General features: G+C 70.2%; 14 protein-coding genes. 7 read left to right on the top strand and 7 right to left on the bottom strand.

The window, feature by feature from the left end:
• Positions 1–30 precede the first annotated feature (30 nt).
• The 3 genes from AB0M48_RS24640 (at position 31) to AB0M48_RS24630 (ending at position 3705) form a co-directional block, all read left to right on the top strand.
• On the top strand, positions 31–2271 hold the full coding sequence (locus AB0M48_RS24640) for a heavy metal translocating P-type ATPase (RefSeq protein ID WP_363846579.1): 2241 nt from the start codon (positions 31–33) through the stop codon (positions 2269–2271).
• Positions 2272–2413: 142 nt separating this feature from the next.
• On the top strand, positions 2414–2776 hold the full coding sequence (locus AB0M48_RS24635; protein WP_319984632.1) for a BlaI/MecI/CopY family transcriptional regulator: 363 nt from the start codon (positions 2414–2416) through the stop codon (positions 2774–2776).
• Positions 2773–3705 (top strand): M56 family metallopeptidase, encoded by a 933-nt coding sequence (locus tag AB0M48_RS24630; protein ID WP_363846134.1) that lies wholly within the window; start codon positions 2773–2775, stop codon positions 3703–3705. The genes AB0M48_RS24635 and AB0M48_RS24630 overlap by 4 nt, the downstream gene beginning before the upstream one ends.
• A 16-nt stretch (positions 3706–3721) precedes the next feature.
• Here AB0M48_RS24630 and AB0M48_RS24625 read toward each other — a convergent pair whose 3' ends face one another.
• The 3 genes from AB0M48_RS24625 to AB0M48_RS24615 form a co-directional block, all read right to left on the bottom strand.
• On the bottom strand, positions 3722–4618 hold the full coding sequence (locus tag AB0M48_RS24625) for an oxidoreductase (RefSeq protein ID WP_363846132.1): 897 nt from the start codon (positions 4616–4618) through the stop codon (positions 3722–3724).
• Positions 4619–4746: 128 nt separating this feature from the next.
• Complete coding sequence (locus tag AB0M48_RS24620) at positions 4747–5661, bottom strand: SDR family NAD(P)-dependent oxidoreductase (RefSeq protein WP_363846129.1); 915 nt, start codon at positions 5659–5661, stop codon at positions 4747–4749.
• A complete protein-coding gene (locus AB0M48_RS24615; RefSeq protein WP_363846127.1) occupies positions 5658–6260 on the bottom strand; it encodes an NAD(P)H-binding protein in 603 nt (200 codons plus the stop codon). Before AB0M48_RS24615 ends, AB0M48_RS24620 begins: the two co-directional genes overlap by 4 nt.
• A gap of 88 nt (positions 6261–6348) precedes the next feature.
• Between AB0M48_RS24615 and AB0M48_RS24610 the strand changes: the two genes are divergently transcribed.
• Entirely contained in the window at positions 6349–6924 is a 576-nt protein-coding gene (locus AB0M48_RS24610) for a TetR/AcrR family transcriptional regulator (protein WP_363846125.1), read from the top strand.
• Positions 6925–7464: 540 nt separating this feature from the next.
• On the opposite strand, the gene AB0M48_RS24605 is transcribed toward AB0M48_RS24610, so the two are convergent.
• A complete protein-coding gene (locus AB0M48_RS24605) occupies positions 7465–8580 on the bottom strand; it encodes a hypothetical protein (RefSeq protein ID WP_363846123.1) in 1116 nt (371 codons plus the stop codon).
• Positions 8581–8864: 284 nt separating this feature from the next.
• On the opposite strand from AB0M48_RS24605, the gene AB0M48_RS24600 reads away from it, so the two are divergent.
• Positions 8865–9977, top strand: a complete 1113-nt coding sequence (locus tag AB0M48_RS24600; RefSeq protein ID WP_363846121.1) for a DUF3068 domain-containing protein — start codon at positions 8865–8867, stop codon at positions 9975–9977.
• On the opposite strand, the gene AB0M48_RS24595 is transcribed toward AB0M48_RS24600, so the two are convergent.
• Positions 9962–10948 (bottom strand): hypothetical protein, encoded by a 987-nt coding sequence (locus tag AB0M48_RS24595; protein ID WP_363846119.1) that lies wholly within the window; start codon positions 10946–10948, stop codon positions 9962–9964. The genes AB0M48_RS24600 and AB0M48_RS24595 overlap by 16 nt on opposite strands.
• 390 nt (positions 10949–11338) lie before the next feature.
• Here AB0M48_RS24595 and AB0M48_RS24590 point away from each other — a divergent pair, with 390 nt between their 5' ends.
• Positions 11339–12295 carry a DUF3068 domain-containing protein gene (locus AB0M48_RS24590; protein WP_363846117.1) on the top strand — a complete coding sequence of 319 codons (957 nt, stop codon included), beginning with the start codon at positions 11339–11341 and terminating at the stop codon, positions 12293–12295.
• Here the strand turns inward: AB0M48_RS24590 and AB0M48_RS24585 are convergent.
• Positions 12279–13004 carry a class I SAM-dependent methyltransferase gene (locus AB0M48_RS24585; RefSeq protein ID WP_363846115.1) on the bottom strand — a complete coding sequence of 242 codons (726 nt, stop codon included), beginning with the start codon at positions 13002–13004 and terminating at the stop codon, positions 12279–12281. The two genes, AB0M48_RS24590 and AB0M48_RS24585, sit on opposite strands and share 17 nt — an antisense overlap.
• Positions 13005–13142: 138 nt before the next feature.
• Here AB0M48_RS24585 and AB0M48_RS24580 point away from each other — a divergent pair, with 138 nt between their 5' ends.
• Positions 13143–14264 (top strand): glycosyltransferase family 4 protein, encoded by a 1122-nt coding sequence (locus tag AB0M48_RS24580; protein ID WP_363846113.1) that lies wholly within the window; start codon positions 13143–13145, stop codon positions 14262–14264.
• A gap of 104 nt (positions 14265–14368) precedes the next feature.
• On the opposite strand, the gene AB0M48_RS24575 is transcribed toward AB0M48_RS24580, so the two are convergent.
• On the bottom strand, positions 14369–14794 hold the full coding sequence (locus AB0M48_RS24575) for a hypothetical protein (protein WP_363846111.1): 426 nt from the start codon (positions 14792–14794) through the stop codon (positions 14369–14371).
• Between the last annotated feature and the right edge of the window lie 27 nt (positions 14795–14821).

Below are 14821 nucleotides of genomic sequence, written 5' to 3'. Positions count from 1 at the left end.
CACGACACCCTCGAAGAGGAGGCGCGTTCCATGAGCTCACCGGCAAGTGAGATCGAACTGTCCATCGGCGGCATGACCTGCGCCTCCTGCGCCGCCAGGATCGAGCGCAAGCTCAACAAGCTCGACGGCGTCCAGGCGACGGTCAACTACGCCACCGAGAAGGCGCGCGTCAGCTTCCCCGAGTCGCTGACCGCGCAGGACCTGGTCAAGGTCGTCGAGAACACCGGCTACACCGCCGAACTCCCCACTCCCCCGCAGACCGACGTGGCGGTCGCGGAGGAAGACCCCACCAGGCCACTGCGCCGGCGGTTGATCACGTCCGTGGTGCTGAGCGTGCCGGTGATCGCGCTGGCGATGATCCCCGCGCTGCAGTTCACCTACTGGCAGTGGCTCTCGCTCACGCTGGCCGCACCCGTCGTGGTGTGGGCCGCGTGGCCGTTCCACAAGGCCGCGTGGACCAACCTGCGGCACGGTGCCGCCACCATGGACACGCTGATCTCACTCGGCGTGGGTGCGGCGTTCCTGTGGTCGCTGTACGCGCTGTTCTTCGGCACCGCGGGCGTTCCGGGCATGACGCACGGCTTCGACCTGACCGTGCAGCGCATGTCGGGCGCGGGCAACATCTATCTCGAGGTCGCGGCGGGCGTGACGACGTTCATCCTCGCCGGCCGCTACTTCGAGGCGCGGTCCAAGCGCCGCGCCGGTGCCGCGCTGCGCGCCCTGCTCGAACTCGGCGCCAAGGACGTCGCCGTCCTGCGGGACGGCCGCGAGGAGCGCGTCAGCGTCGACCAGCTGCGAGCCGGCGACCGGTTCGTCGTCCGGCCGGGCGAGAAGATCGCCACCGACGGCGTGGTCGAGGAGGGCAGCTCGGCCGTCGACCTCAGCATGATCACCGGCGAGTCCGTGCCGGTCGAGGTCACCACCGGTGACGCCGTGGTCGGTGCCACGGTCAACGCGGGCGGACGGCTGGTCGTGCGGGCCACGAGGGTCGGCACGGACACGCAGCTCGCGCAGATGGCCAAGCTCGTCGAGGACGCGCAGAACGGCAAGGCCGAGGCCCAGCGCCTCGCCGACCGGATCTCCGCGGTGTTCGTCCCGATCGTCATCGCGCTGTCCGTCGGCACGCTGGCGTTCTGGCTGGGCGCGGGGACGGGTGCCTCCGCGGCGTTCACCGCGGCCGTGGCGGTGCTGATCATCGCGTGCCCGTGTGCGCTCGGCCTGGCCACGCCGACGGCGTTGCTGGTCGGCACCGGTCGTGGTGCGCAGCTGGGCATCCTGATCAAGGGTCCCGAGGTGCTGGAGTCCACGCGCCGCGTCGACACGGTCGTGCTCGACAAGACCGGCACGGTCACGAGCGGGCAGATGAGCCTGGTCGAGGTGCACGCGGCGGACGGCGCCGACGAGGAGCAGGTGCTGCGTCTGGCCGGTGCTCTGGAGCACGCGTCCGAGCACCCGATCGCCAGGGCGATCGCCACCGGCGCCGTCGCAAGGATCGGCGAGCTGCCCGAAGTCGAGGGCTTCCAGAACTTGGAAGGACTCGGTGTCCAGGGTGTCGTCGGCGGGCACGCCGTCCTGGTCGGCCGGGCCCGGCTGCTCGAGGAGTGGAGCGTCCGGCTCGGCGAGGACCTCGCGACCGCGAAGAAGGAGGCGGAGGACAAGGGCCGCACCGCCGTGCTGGTGGCCTGGGACGGCGAGGCGCGCGGTCTGCTGGTCGTGGCCGACACGGTCAAGCCCACCTCGGCCGAGGCGATCGCCGGACTGCGCCGGCTCGGCCTCCGGCCGGTGCTGCTGACCGGCGACAACGAGGCCGTGGCCAAGGCCGTGGCCGCCGAGGTCGGCATCGACGAGGTGATCGCCGAGGTCCTGCCGAAGGACAAGGTCGAGGTGGTCAAGCGGCTGCAGGCGGAGGGCCGCGTGGTCGCCATGGTCGGCGACGGCGTGAACGACGCCGCCGCGCTCGCCCAGGCCGACCTCGGACTCGCGATGGGCACCGGCACGGACGTCGCCATCGAGGCCAGCGACCTCACGCTCGTGCGGGGCGACCTGCGCGCGGCGGTCGACGCCATCCGGTTGTCACGACGCACGCTCGGCACCATCAAGGGCAACCTGTTCTGGGCCTTCGCCTACAACGTGGCCGCCCTGCCGCTGGCCGCGCTCGGGCTGCTCAACCCGATGATCGCCGGGGCCGCGATGGCGTTCTCCTCGGTCTTCGTGGTGAGCAACAGCCTGCGGCTGCGCGGGTTCCGCAGCGCGAACAGGCAGACCGTCTGATCCGTGTTCCGGCTCGCACACCCGCGAGCCGGAACACCGTCACGCCGAGAGGCCGGCGAACGGCAGACCCGGAAGTACCTGGAGTTCAGGGACGCCTACGTCCGGCAGGCATACTTCTGGCTCTGCGGAAAGGGTGTGAGGGATGCGCGGGCTCGGTGAGCTGGAGGCGGCGGTGATGGACGTGCTGTGGCACGCCCGGGAGCCGCTCAAGGTGCGCCAGGTGCTGGAACGGCTGGACACCGGCAAACAACTCGCCTACACCACCGTCCTCACGGTGCTCGACAACCTGCACCGCAAGGACTGGGTGACGCGCGAGCTCGAAGGCAACGCCTACCGGTACCAGCCCACGATCACCCGCGCCGAAGCGGCTGCGAACGCCGTGCGGGACGTGCTCGTCGCCTCGGGCGACCCGGAGGCCGCGCTGTTGCACTTCGCCCAGTCCGCGACCGCGGAGGAGTCAGCCGTGCTTCGCCGCGCGTTGCGCAGGAAGTCCTCGGGACGATGACGGTCGCGCTGACGTTGCTGCTCGGGTGCGCCGCGATGGGCTGGCTGGCGCCGCGCGTGCTGGGGCGGATCAGCGATCCCGTGGTGGCGCTGGTCGCGTGGATCGCCTCGGTGGTGGCGGTCGTGATCACCTCGACCGCGGCCGTGGTGCTGCTCGTGCTCCCCGAACACGGCCTCGGCGCTCTCGACACCCTGCACCACTGCTGGGAGTCGGTGTCCCACGGCACCACGCCGACGGTCGAGGTCATCAGCGGTCTCACCGGCGGCACGCTGCTGACCGCTCTGCTCGTCCGGCTGGCGTTCGTCGGGGCTCGCAGCACCCGGCAACGAGCCCGCGCCCGCGAGGAACACCTCGCGGTGCTTCGCCTGGCCGGACGACGGGAGGCCGGTGCGCATCCGACGGTGTGGCTCGACCACGACCGTCCGCTGGCGTTCAGCCTCGCGGGCAGGCCCGGCGTCGTCGTGGCCACCGAGGGACTGCACCGCCACCTGACCCCCAGCCAGGTCGACGCCGTGCTCGACCACGAACGAGCGCACCTCGCCGGCCGCCATCACCTGCTGGTCGCCGCCGCGGACGCCGTAGCCGCCACGCTGCCGGTCCTGCCGCTGTTCAAGCGCGCGGCCACGACGATCCGCGAACTCGTCGAAATGGCCGCCGACCTGGCCTCGGCACGCACCCACGGCGTCGAGACCGTCCGTGCCGCGCTGATGCGGGTGTCGTGCCACGGTGCTCCGAACTCCGCGCTCGCGATGAGCAGGGACGCGCTCGGAACGCGCCTGGACCGCCTGCAACGCCGCCGCCGGATGCCGAACCACACCCGCAGACTGCTGTCCTGCGGGATCGCCGGAGTCACGGCGTTGACGCTGCCCGCCATCACAGCGGCCGCGGCGTTGATCGCCACGATGCTGCTGACCTGTTCGCCGAGCTGATCCTCGCCGGCGGAGCTCAGGACTTCGCGGCCAGCGGGAAGGTCACCCCGGTGAGCCGCTCCGACGCCTCCCACAGCCGCCGCGCCAGCACCGGGTCGCTGGCCGCCGCCGACCGGCCGACCAGCGCGGGATGGCCGTGCAGCTCGAACCGCCCGTCCGGGCCGACGTAGCCGGCGCCCGGCAGGTCCTGGGTCGCCGCGTACAACGACGGCAGCGCGCCCTGTGCTTCGGTCTGCGCGAGGTGACGCCCGACCAGGTGCACGACCTTGACCAGGTGCGGGTTGCGCCCCTTGGTACCCAGGTTGGACGCCGTGTAGCCGGGATGCGCGGCCAGCGCGCGCACGGACGACCCGGCCTCGCGGCAGCGCCGCTCCAGTTCCAGGGTGAACAGCAGGTTCGCCAGCTTCGACCGGCCGTAGGCCTTCACCGGGGTGTAGCCGGAGCGGGCGAAGTCGAGGTCGTCGAGATCGAGCACGCCCGCCTTGTGCGCGCCGGAGGCCACGGTCACCACGCGGTCGGTGATCGAGGGCAGCAGCAGGTTGGTCAGCGCGAAGTGGCCGAGGTGGTTGGTGCCGAACTGCAGCTCGAACCCGTCCGCCGTGCGGCCGTGCGGGGTCATCGCCACCCCGGCGTTGTTGACCAGCACGTCGAGCCCGCCCTGCCAGCCCTCGGCGAACGCGCGCACCGACGCCAGGTTCGCCAGGTCCAGTTCACGGACCTCGGTGGTACCGGGCATGGCGGCCGCTGCCCGCTCACCGGCGGCGACGTCGCGCACCGCGAGCACTGTGCGCGCACCCGCCGCGGCGAAGGCGGTCGCCGTGCCCCGGCCCACCCCGCTGGCCGCGCCGGTCACCACGACGGTGCGGCCGGTCAGGTCGGGAAGGTCGTCGGCGGTCCACTGGCGCTTCGTCATGATCGCCACCTTAGGCGGCCACTGGACGGCCGGTGGTCCGCAGGAAAGCCTGACGCGGTTCTACGCCTGCTCCTGAGCTGAGCACCCGGTGCGGCGCGAGTGGAGGCCCTTCCCCCTCGCGCCCGCGCTCAGGCACCGAGCTCTGCCCAGCCGGCACTGAGCCGCCAGGCCTGGGCACGCGCAGCCGGGTCGTAGGAGACGCTGGGCGACCGCTCTTCCTTGTCCCGCAAGTAGTAGCGACCCGTCACGGTCGAGAGGCCGGGGTCCGTGGCCAGGCGCAGGGCGGCCGCCGCGCCTTCTTCCGGTGTCAGCAGACGACTGTGGATCAAGGACCGGAACGGCTTGAGCACGGCGGGCGTGATGTCGTCGACGATGCTCGTGCTCACGAGCCCGGGATGCACGGCGTTCACCGTCACTCCCTCGTCGTGCCACCGGTCGGCGAAGACGTAGCCGCACATCGTGCTCAGCAACTTGGCCCTCGCGTAGGCGGTGAACGGCGCGAAGCCCTCAGCGGGATTGAGCTCGCGCAGATCGTTGACGCCGACCAGGTCGAGCGGGACAGGCCGTGGCCTGCCGAGCAGCGGCACGGCGCGGGTGTCGGACATGGTCGCCGAGACGACGTTGACGACGCGGCTGGGCGCGGCGACCAGGAGACGGTCGTGCAGCAGGTAGGTGAGCGTGAACCCGGCCAGGTGGTTCACGGCCAGGTGCGCTTCCACGCCGTCGGCGGTCAGCCGCCGGTCGCGGTAGTGCGCCCCGGCGTTGTTGATCAGCAGGTGCAGCCGGTCGTGGCGTCGCGCGAACTCGGCGGCGAGCCGGTGCAGGTCGCGGCGGACGCCCAGGTCGCCGGTGAGCACCTCCACCCGGTCGGCACCGACCTCGCGCCGCAGGGCTTCGCCACGTTCCCGGTCGCGGCTCGTGATGACGACGCGGGCGCCGCCACGGACCAGTTCCGCCGTGATGACCCTGCCCATTCCGCCGGCGCCACCGGTCACCAGCGCGACCTGGCCGCTCAGGTCGGTCTGACCACTGTGGACGTTCATGCGGCAATCCCCGGGGTCTGGCGGACGAACGCCGGTCGCACGGCCTCGCGCACGAGGAAGTCGGCCAGGTCGGCGCGCGAGACCGAGGAGGTCACGGTGATGCGCAGATCGTTGCCCGCGCGGTAGCCGCCGGTCGCCGGGCTGTCCTTCAACGCGGGTGGCCGGACGATCGTCCAGTCCACATCGGACTGGCACATGAGCGCCTCCATCTTCTCCTTGTCCCGCATCTTGTGCTTGACCGACGCCCAGAGCAGCAGCGAGTACAGCGAGCGGTCACGGCTCTCTGCCGCGCCGTGTGCGCTGACGGCCACGAGGCGGCGCACGTTCGTCTCCTCCATCGCGAGCAACGCGGCGCGGATGCCGTCCGAGCAGACCGTGGACGGGCCGCGCTCGTGGGTGCCGAGCGCGCTGATGATCGCGTCGTGGCCCGCGACGACGCGGGCCAGATCGGTCAGCACCGGAAATACCGCCACGGTCAAGCCGGGCGCGGGAGGAATCGCATCGCCGCGGCGCACGACGGCCGTGACGACGTGCCCTGCTCGCAGCGCGACGTCGACCACAGCCCGCCCAGTGCCACCGCTCGCACCCAGGACCAGCAACCGAGAAGTTTTTGAGTCAACTTGTCTCACAAGTCCCACTCTGCTGCCCCGCGTGCTTCTGAGTCAAGTTGTCTCATAAGATGTCGCCATGGCCGACTCCACCGACCCGCGCGTCACCCGCAGCCGCGAGGCGATCCTCTCCGCCGCGCGGGAGCTGCTCCGCGAGGACGGCCCGGCCGCGGTCACCCACCAGAACGTCGCCAAGCGCGCGGGAGTCGGACGCGCGACGGTGTACCGCCATTGGCCACAGCCGAGCATGCTGCTCGACGACACGATGGCCGGCGTCCGGATGCCGTTCTTCCGGGACCCCGTCCCACCCGTCCGCCCGTGGCTGGCGCGGCAGATGCGCGCACTCGCCGACGAACTGGCCCTGCCCGAGGTGCAGGCGGTGACCGCGGCGCTGTTCCACGGAGCACCGGAGGAGCCCGGCGCGACCGCTCGGCGAGAGCAGCTCATCGCCACGATCAGCGGCCAGCTCGGCACAGCCCTGGACTCGGCGACACGGACCGGCGAACTCCAGGCGTCAGCCGACCTCCTGGACGCCCCGGCGATCCTCATCGGTCCCCTGGTCTTCCGGAGCATGTTCGAGCGCCGCCCGGTCACCGACGCGATGATCGATCACCTGCTCGACACGATCGGGACCTGGACGACGCCGGTCAGCTGATGTGCCGCGCCGCAAGTTCGCCGCTGGACGTCGCTCCACCAGTCGCACGCCACCTCATCCGCGTCGTGCTTCAACCGCACGCGGGGCGCTTTCGTGCGGCATGACAGTACGAAAGCGCCCCGCGTGCGGCGCGAGACAGCAGGGAATTCAGCGGCTAGTTTGCGGCGCAGGGCACCAGGGCGGGTCCGACGACCAGGCAGGGTTCAAGCGGACGAACAAGTGCACCGGCCGAGCCCGCGGACGGCGACCCCGTCGGGGCGAGGCGGTTCGACGGAGGCCGGGAATGGCCGCGACGCGGACTCGCGATGAGGGCTACAGGCCGAGATTCCGGCACCGGCATGCGGGTGGGGGCAGGATGTCGCGACCCGAAACCGTTGGCCGGATCCTCAGGGCGTGTCCGGCAAGGTCGAGCGTTCGAGCCGCCTGATCACGGGATCGGCCGCGAGGCCGTCATCCCCCACCCCCGCAACCGCCTGGATCCGCGCTTCGTCAGACACGCCACAGGTGCGGCCGCCCGCCGGAGCGGGCGGCCGCGGACACTCAGCGCGTCGAGTACTCGGCGATCACCGCCTGCACCCGGAGCGGGCTCGTGCCGGGCACGTCCGCGGCGCCCACCGCGATCAACCGGTTCGTGCCGGGCACGGCGGCGATGGCGTTGTAGCTCGTGCCGAACAGGCCTGACGGAGACGGTGCCGGGGTGGTGGTCCACCCGGCCGGGCCGTAGGAGCTGAACGACGCCGCCGGGAAGCGGCCGATGACCCACGGAACGCCGTTCACCACCGCGACTCCAGGAGTGGCCGGGGTGTTCAGCCCGCCGACGGTCTGCCAGGTGGTGCCGTCTCCCCGCACGACCACGTTGGCCGACCCCATGCCGCCGCCGTCGGCCACCGCCCAGATGTCGCGGGAGGACGCGCCGTCCAGCGACTGCACGGTGACCTGTTGCTGGTTCAGTCCTATGTCGACGACCCGCCAGGCCGTGCCGTTCCAGTGGAACAGCAGCGGGCCCGAGAAGCCGTTCCACATGCCGTTCCCGGCCGCCCACACGTCGTCGGGCGCGAACGCCTTGACGGTGTTGATGGTGCAGAAGTTCAGGAATCCGCCACCTGTCACGCATTCGGCGGGCGGCTGGTGTTCCTGCCAGGAGGTTCCCGTCCACTCGTGGAACACCGGGGCGTTGCCGCGGTGACCGACCAGCCAGGCATGTCCGTCCACAACGGACATGTCACGGATCGACAGCGTGCCCGGGGTCGCGCCCGGTGGGTACGGCACCTCGGTCCACGTCCTGCCGTTGTAGCGCCACACCAGCGTGACGTTGCCGTCCTGCGACCGCGGAGCCCCCGTGACCCAGACGTCCTTCGCGGACGACGCCGCGACGCGCTGGAAGTACGCCGGCCCTTCGACGACGGGGAGCGACATCCGGGACCACCGGAAACCGTTCCACCGCAGCATCATCGGGGTGCCGGTCGCGTCCGGCTGATCCGGGTGGTAGCCCTCGAAGCCGACCGCCCAGGCGTTCCTGCCGTCGACGGCGGCGACGTCCCGGAGATTGCTCGTCACCTTGTTCTGCGGGATCGAGGCCAGGCGCCACGCCGTCTCCGGCGCGGCGGCCGCGGCGGGCACGGCGGCGCCGGCGACCATCGCGACCGAGAAGGCCAACGCCAGACATCTGCGAACTCTCATAAGTCCCCCAAGCTCGTGAACCTGAACAGGACTGCGCGCGGCCGATCATTCCTGACGCGCCGCCTCCGGGCAGGGGTCCGCACCACCTTGACCGAGTTGAGCGGTGATCGTGACACAGCCGCCGCGACCAGGTAACCCGAATGGGATTCAGGTATGCCCTTGTGATCTAGCTCACGGACCGGGTAGAACAGAACGCACGGTTACCGGAAATCACGCCTCACGGAACACCCTCCCTGCCAACCGAATACTTGTGAGGACCTGTGCGAACCGCAGTAGTCGCCGCCCTGCTCGGGCTCGGCGCCTTCGCAGTGGCGGCCGGACTGGTGCTGCAGCTGCACGCCTATCCCCTGCTCGCCAAGCTGCAGCACGACATCGACACGGTCTCGGTCTCCGAGGGAGAAGGAGTCACCGCCGTCGTGTACCCGCCCGGCGGAGCACCGGAAGTACGCCACAACCTCCGCCTCACGGCGACGACGCACGTCGAGGGTGATCTCGCCGCGCCAGAGGTCAAGGAGAACGGCGACGTCACCGTGTGGAAGCGGGCGACGATCGTCAAGGAGGACGCCGACAAGCTCGTGCTCAGCGCCGAGGTCCGCAAGATCTGCCTCGACCGCCGCACCGGCGAGGCGGTCGCACCCTGCCTCGGCGAGTTCTACGAGACCGAACAGGGCAAGCGGGTCACCGCCGAAGGGCGGCAGCTACTGCAACCCGGCCTCAACTTCGTGTTCCCGTTCGACACCGAGCAACGTGACCACCGTTGGTACGACACGGTTCTCAATCGCCCGGTCGACATCCACTTCGCCGGAGAGCAGCTGTTGCAGGGACTCGACGTGTACCGGTTCACGCACACGATCCCGCAGACGGAGCTCGACCGGTTCGCGGTACCCGGTTCGCTGGTCGGCAGCCCGGAGCCGTCCGTGGACGTCACCCGGTACTACGGCGTCACCCGCACGTTGCTGGTCGAGCCCACGACCGGTGCGGTGCTCTCGGTCCGGGAGGACATCCGGCAGGAGTTGCGCACCGACACGCAGGACGAGGGCGAGGGAACCCCCGTGTTCGCCGGAGAACTGCGGCTGACGAACGCCTCGGTCACCGAGAACGTGGACCAGGTCAAGCAGAACCTGCCGAAGCTGTTCGTCATCACCGCCCTTCCCACGATCCTGTGGGTGGCCGGCGCGGTGCTGGTCGCGATGGGGCTGGTCCTGCTGCTCGTGTGGCGGCGCGGTCTCATCACCGGGTCGCTGGCGCTGGTGATCGGTGCGTGCCTGGCGGGCGCGATCACCTACGGCGTCGCCAGCGCCAACGACCCGGACGACTCGCTCGACCTCAAGAACGTGGTGTCGTCCTCGAACGTCGACTACGGGCTCCGATGAGCGCCGTGTTCCTCCTCGATGATCCCGGCGACCCGGAGCAGTTCGCCCTCCGCCTCGGGCACCGCGATCAGGGTCACCGGCAACGGGTTCCCGTCGGCGTCCGAACCGGCGGGCACGGACACGGCCGGGTAGCCGCTGACCTTCCAGAGCGGCGAGAACGGAGAGGTGGCGCCGTTGCGCACCAACACCCCGCCGGGCAACGACATCGTCTCGGCCGGCCCGGTGTGTCCCGGCGTCACGAGCACGTCGACACCGGTGAACATGTGGTTCAGCATCACCCGCTCCGCCGCCCGCATCGACCGGCAGATGCCCCGCAGCGGCCAGGGCACGAAGCGACCGAGCACGTCCAGCTCACGAGGACCGGCGGCCAAATGCGGCGCCAGCAGGATCCTGGACTCGCTGGCGAGGTGCGGGTCGTGATCGACGACCTCGTCGACGTGCAACGACAGCAGCGCGGCGACGTCTTCGACGACCCGGCGCATGCGCGGGCGGGTGCGGGTGGTCATCGCGAGGCCGCGCAACGACACACCGATCCTCAGTGGACGGTCCGAGGGCTCGGCCGCCCAGCCGATCGCCCGCACGACGTGCGCCACGTCGGCCACGGTCCTCGCCACCACGCCGCGTCCGCCGGAGGTCTCGAAGCCGACCACGCCCGCACCTCCCGCAGGCACCCCGCCGGCACCGGGAGCGCGGCGGGCCAGCACCGCGAACACCACACCGGTGGCGACGGCGACGGCCGTGCCCGACACCTTGGGATCGAGCGCCGTGGCGGGGATGCCCGTCGTGGGGTTGCGATGGATCTCGGCGCCCGACGTTCTCCCGACCACGACGGCTCCCGCCGCCGTCAGTGCGTCGAAAGCCGAACGTGGCAAGGAGTCCTCGACGGCCACGGGCAGTCCGAGCAGGCCGCCGCTCTCGCCGCCCGCCAACCGCCGATCGGCCTCCTCGGCACTGCGCCGGGCGGTGGCCAAATCGACATCTGTGAAAACGTGCCGCGACGAGTTCAGCCGATGTTCGGCAGTCGCAAGGAGTTCTGCTGCGGTCGTCGCACCGCGGGCGAGCAGCCGGGCCTGCTCGACTGCTCCCGGGTAGCACACAGGGGTTTCTTCCACGTGTCTCTTCCTCCGGCCTCGTCGCCGATGAGTAAGGAGCTGCTTCCTTCAGTCGCTACCCGTTGGAGAGCAGGGGTTCCGCCGAACGGCTCTGCGCAGCGGCGGCCGAGTAGCTTCTTTCTCCACGCGGACCGATCAAGATGACTTGAGTCACCCCGGTCGAGGGGTTGCGCAGAGGTTACTGTCGGGTAGGTTCCACGCCACTGTGACGTCCCTCTCATATGCCGAACACACCCAGAAGGAGGACGAGTGCGACGTGTTGCGAGCCTCGTGCTGGTAGGACTGGGCATCTTCTCGCTGGCGCTCGGAGCAGTCCTGCGCTTCTACGTGTACCCCGAGCTCGCAGTCGTGCCGCTCGACCAGAAGACGGAATCCGTCGCGGAAGGCGCCGCGAAGGTCTTCTACCCCAAGGAACTCGTCGTCAAGGACGCGCGGCTGACGGCCACCCGCAAGGTCGAGAGCAACCTGACCGTGCCGGAGGCCAAGGTCGACGGTGACGTGATGGTGTGGGACCAGGGCCTGGTGGTCACCGACTCGGAGAACCAGCTCGTCTCCGCGCTGAAGCACCGCGTGTGCCTCGACCGGCGGACGAACATGGCTCTCCAGCAGTGCACCCAGCAGTACGTGACCGATGCCGAGGGCGACCCCACCGCCGCCGACAAGGCCGTGCGGCAGGAGGGCCTGAACTACAAGTTCCCCTTCGACACCCAGCCCCAGGACTACGAGTACTTCGACACCACCCTGCGCAAGGCGACGACCGCGCGGTACGAGGGCACCGACGAGGTCGGCGGGCTCGAGGTCTACAAGTTCGTCCAGAAGATCCCGTCGACCAAGTTCCGCGACCAGGAGGTGCCCGGTTCGCTGGTGAACAGCACCGAGGCCTCGGTCAAGGCGGAGCGCCGCTACCAGAACACCCGCACCATGTGGGTCGAGCCGGTCAGCGGCATCATCGTCAAGGGTTCCGAGCAGCAGCGGCAGGCATTGTTCGGACCCGACGGAAAAGAAGGAACGGTGCTTCTCGACGCCACCTTGACCTTCAACGAGAAAACCGTCAAAGAATCGGTTGAACGAGCCTCCGAGGCGCGCGACAAATTGACTCTGATCAGCAGCACCGGACCGATCGTCCTGCTTTCCGTCGGCCTGGTCCTGCTGCTCGCGGGAATTCTTCTCGGAGTGCTCGGACGACGGGCTAGGCACGTCGCCTGAGCACGATCACGAAGTTCCACGAGGCGATCTCCCGGACCCCCGGGACGCGGGTGATCCACTTCGCCCACCACGGGTGGTACCGGGGGAACGTCTCGACCACGTCGGCGACGGTCTGGCGGTGAGCCCACCGCTGGACCGCCCCGACGCTCACCGGGAACAGCGAGGTGCCGAACGAGTTCTTCGGCGGCTTGCCGTTGCGGCGCTCGTAACGGCGTCGCGCGTAGTGGCCGCCGAGGAAGTGCCACGGCGCGGTCTCGTGGCCGCCCCACGGCGAGTACCACGGCGTGTACGACATGAAGACAGTGCCTCCAGGCCTGGTCACACGCACCATCTCGGCCAGCATCAGCCACGGGTCGTCGACGTGCTCCAGGACGTTGGACGAGTAGCAGACGTCCACCGAGCCGTCGCGGAACGGCAGCGCCGTGCCGCTCGCGCGGATCATGCCGGGATCGGGTTCACCGCGGGCGGACAGCTCGCCGACGTCCGGGTCCAGCCCCACGTACCGGGCGCCGGCGCCGCGGAACGCCTCCGCGAAGTAGCCGGGACCACCGCCGACGTCGAGCACGACGGAGCCGCTCAGCGACACGTACGACGACACCTGGGCGACCGAGTCGTCCGCCAGGATCCGGTAGAAGTGGTCCGGGTCGGACTGCTCTTTCAGAAATGCGCGAAAAAGGCGAACAGAACGCCCGAAAGTTGGCTTTCGCAACTTTTCCCGGGCCGCAACTGAACCGATCTCGACCATTGCCATCTCCCGTATTCCGTCTACCATGGCTACCTGGCAGTAACCTAGCATCGGGAGAGGCAGATGTCGCGTAGCCCTGATTACCGGCCGAGCATTCTGCTGGTGAATTGGCGCGACACCAGACACCCCGAGGGCGGCGGTTCCGAACGGTACGTCGAGCGCATCGCCGAGGGCCTCGCCGGACTCGGCTACCGGGTCTCGATCCAGTGCGCCGACCACGACCGCGCGCCGTCCGGCGACTGGGTGGCGGGCGTCCGCTTCCGCAGGCGCGGCAACAAGTTCACGGTCTACCTGTACGCCCTCCTGGCGATCCTGCGCTCCGACGCGGACGTCATCGTGGACGTGCAGAACGGCATGCCCTTCTTCAGCCGCCTGGTGGCGCGCTGCCCCGTCCTGGTGCTGGTGCACCACGTGCACCGCGAGCAGTGGCACAGCGCGCTGGGCCCGTTCCTCGGCCGGATCGGCTGGTGGATCGAGTCGTGGCTCGCGCCGAGGCTGTACCGCAAATGCCGCTACATCACGGTCTCCAACGTGACGCGGGACGAACTGGGCCGGCTCGGTGTCGAGCTGCGCCGCACGGTGGTCGTGCCGAACGGGCTGGACGCGCCTCCCGCCGTCACCGCGCGCCGCACCGACGCCCCCGTCCTCGTCGCGGTGTCCCGGCTGGTCCCGCACAAGCGGCTGGAGCACGCGATCGACCTCGTCGCGCAGCTCCGTCCGAAGTGGCCGGACCTGCGCCTGGAACTCGTCGGCGAGGGCCCGTGGAAGGACGTGCTGCGGCAGCACGCCATCGACCGCGGCGTCCAGGACAGCGTCGTCATCCACGGCTGGGTCGACGAGCAGACCAAGCACGAGATCCTCGCCGGGGCGTGGGTGCACGTGTGCCCGTCGGTCAAGGAGGGCTGGGGCATCGTGATCATGGAGGCCGCCTCCCACGGCGTGCCCACGGTCGCCTACCGCTCGGCGGGCGGCGTGGCCGAGGCGATCGTGGAGCACCGGACGGGTCTGCTCGCCGAGGACTTCGACGACTTCGTCCGGCACACGGAGACGTTGCTGCGGGACCAGCCGCTGCGCAAGGCGATGGGCGCGGCCGGCAGGCAACGTGCCCAGCAGTTCAGCTGGGAGGAAAGCCTCGGCGCGTTCGAAAGCGCCGTGCACAGCGCCCTGCGGCTACCTCCGCGCCTCGCGGCCGGTGAGCACCGCGTCGCACAGCAGGTCGAGTAGCGCCGCGTCGAACTCCTTGCGCCGCAAGCGCAACCGGCGGCGTGGTGACCTCCCCTGTCGTCGCCACGCCGGACGCGACGCCCGACCGGCCGAGCAGACGCGTGCTAACTCAGGCTGATGATGACGCCGGTGTGCCCTTCAGGAACCGGTCCGAAGAAGGAGATCCGTTCCCCCGGCGAATATGTCTCGATGGTCAGCATGGGCAAGTCGGGCTGACCGTAGAAGGAGCAGCTTCGCGCCTTGCCGCAGGGAGGTTGGGGCGGTCGGGTGTATCCCGCGGAGACGGCGGCATCGATCTGCGCCTGGGCGACCTCGTCCTCGAAGCCGGGGCGGAGGGTGACGATCACCAGGCTGACCGGCGAGTTCCCGATCCCGGCCCCGCCGGTGTGCTCCTCCTTGAGCACCACCCCACGCCTTGCGCCGACGCTGTCCGCCACCTCCGAAAGACGCAATCGCCGGGCCTTGACTCTACGACGTTCGCGGAACCACATCATTCGCCGCCGGTCTTCCATCTTCTTGACACCGGACAAGACCTCCACCGTCGTTCGAGAGCGCCG

Origin of the sequence: Lentzea sp. NPDC051208 (genome assembly GCF_040682435.1) — a bacterium.
GTDB classification, from domain to species: domain Bacteria; phylum Actinomycetota; class Actinomycetes; order Mycobacteriales; family Pseudonocardiaceae; genus Lentzea; species Lentzea kristufekii.
Note: the sequence above shows the minus strand (reverse complement) of the source record. Positions and strands in the feature narration are given on the sequence as shown.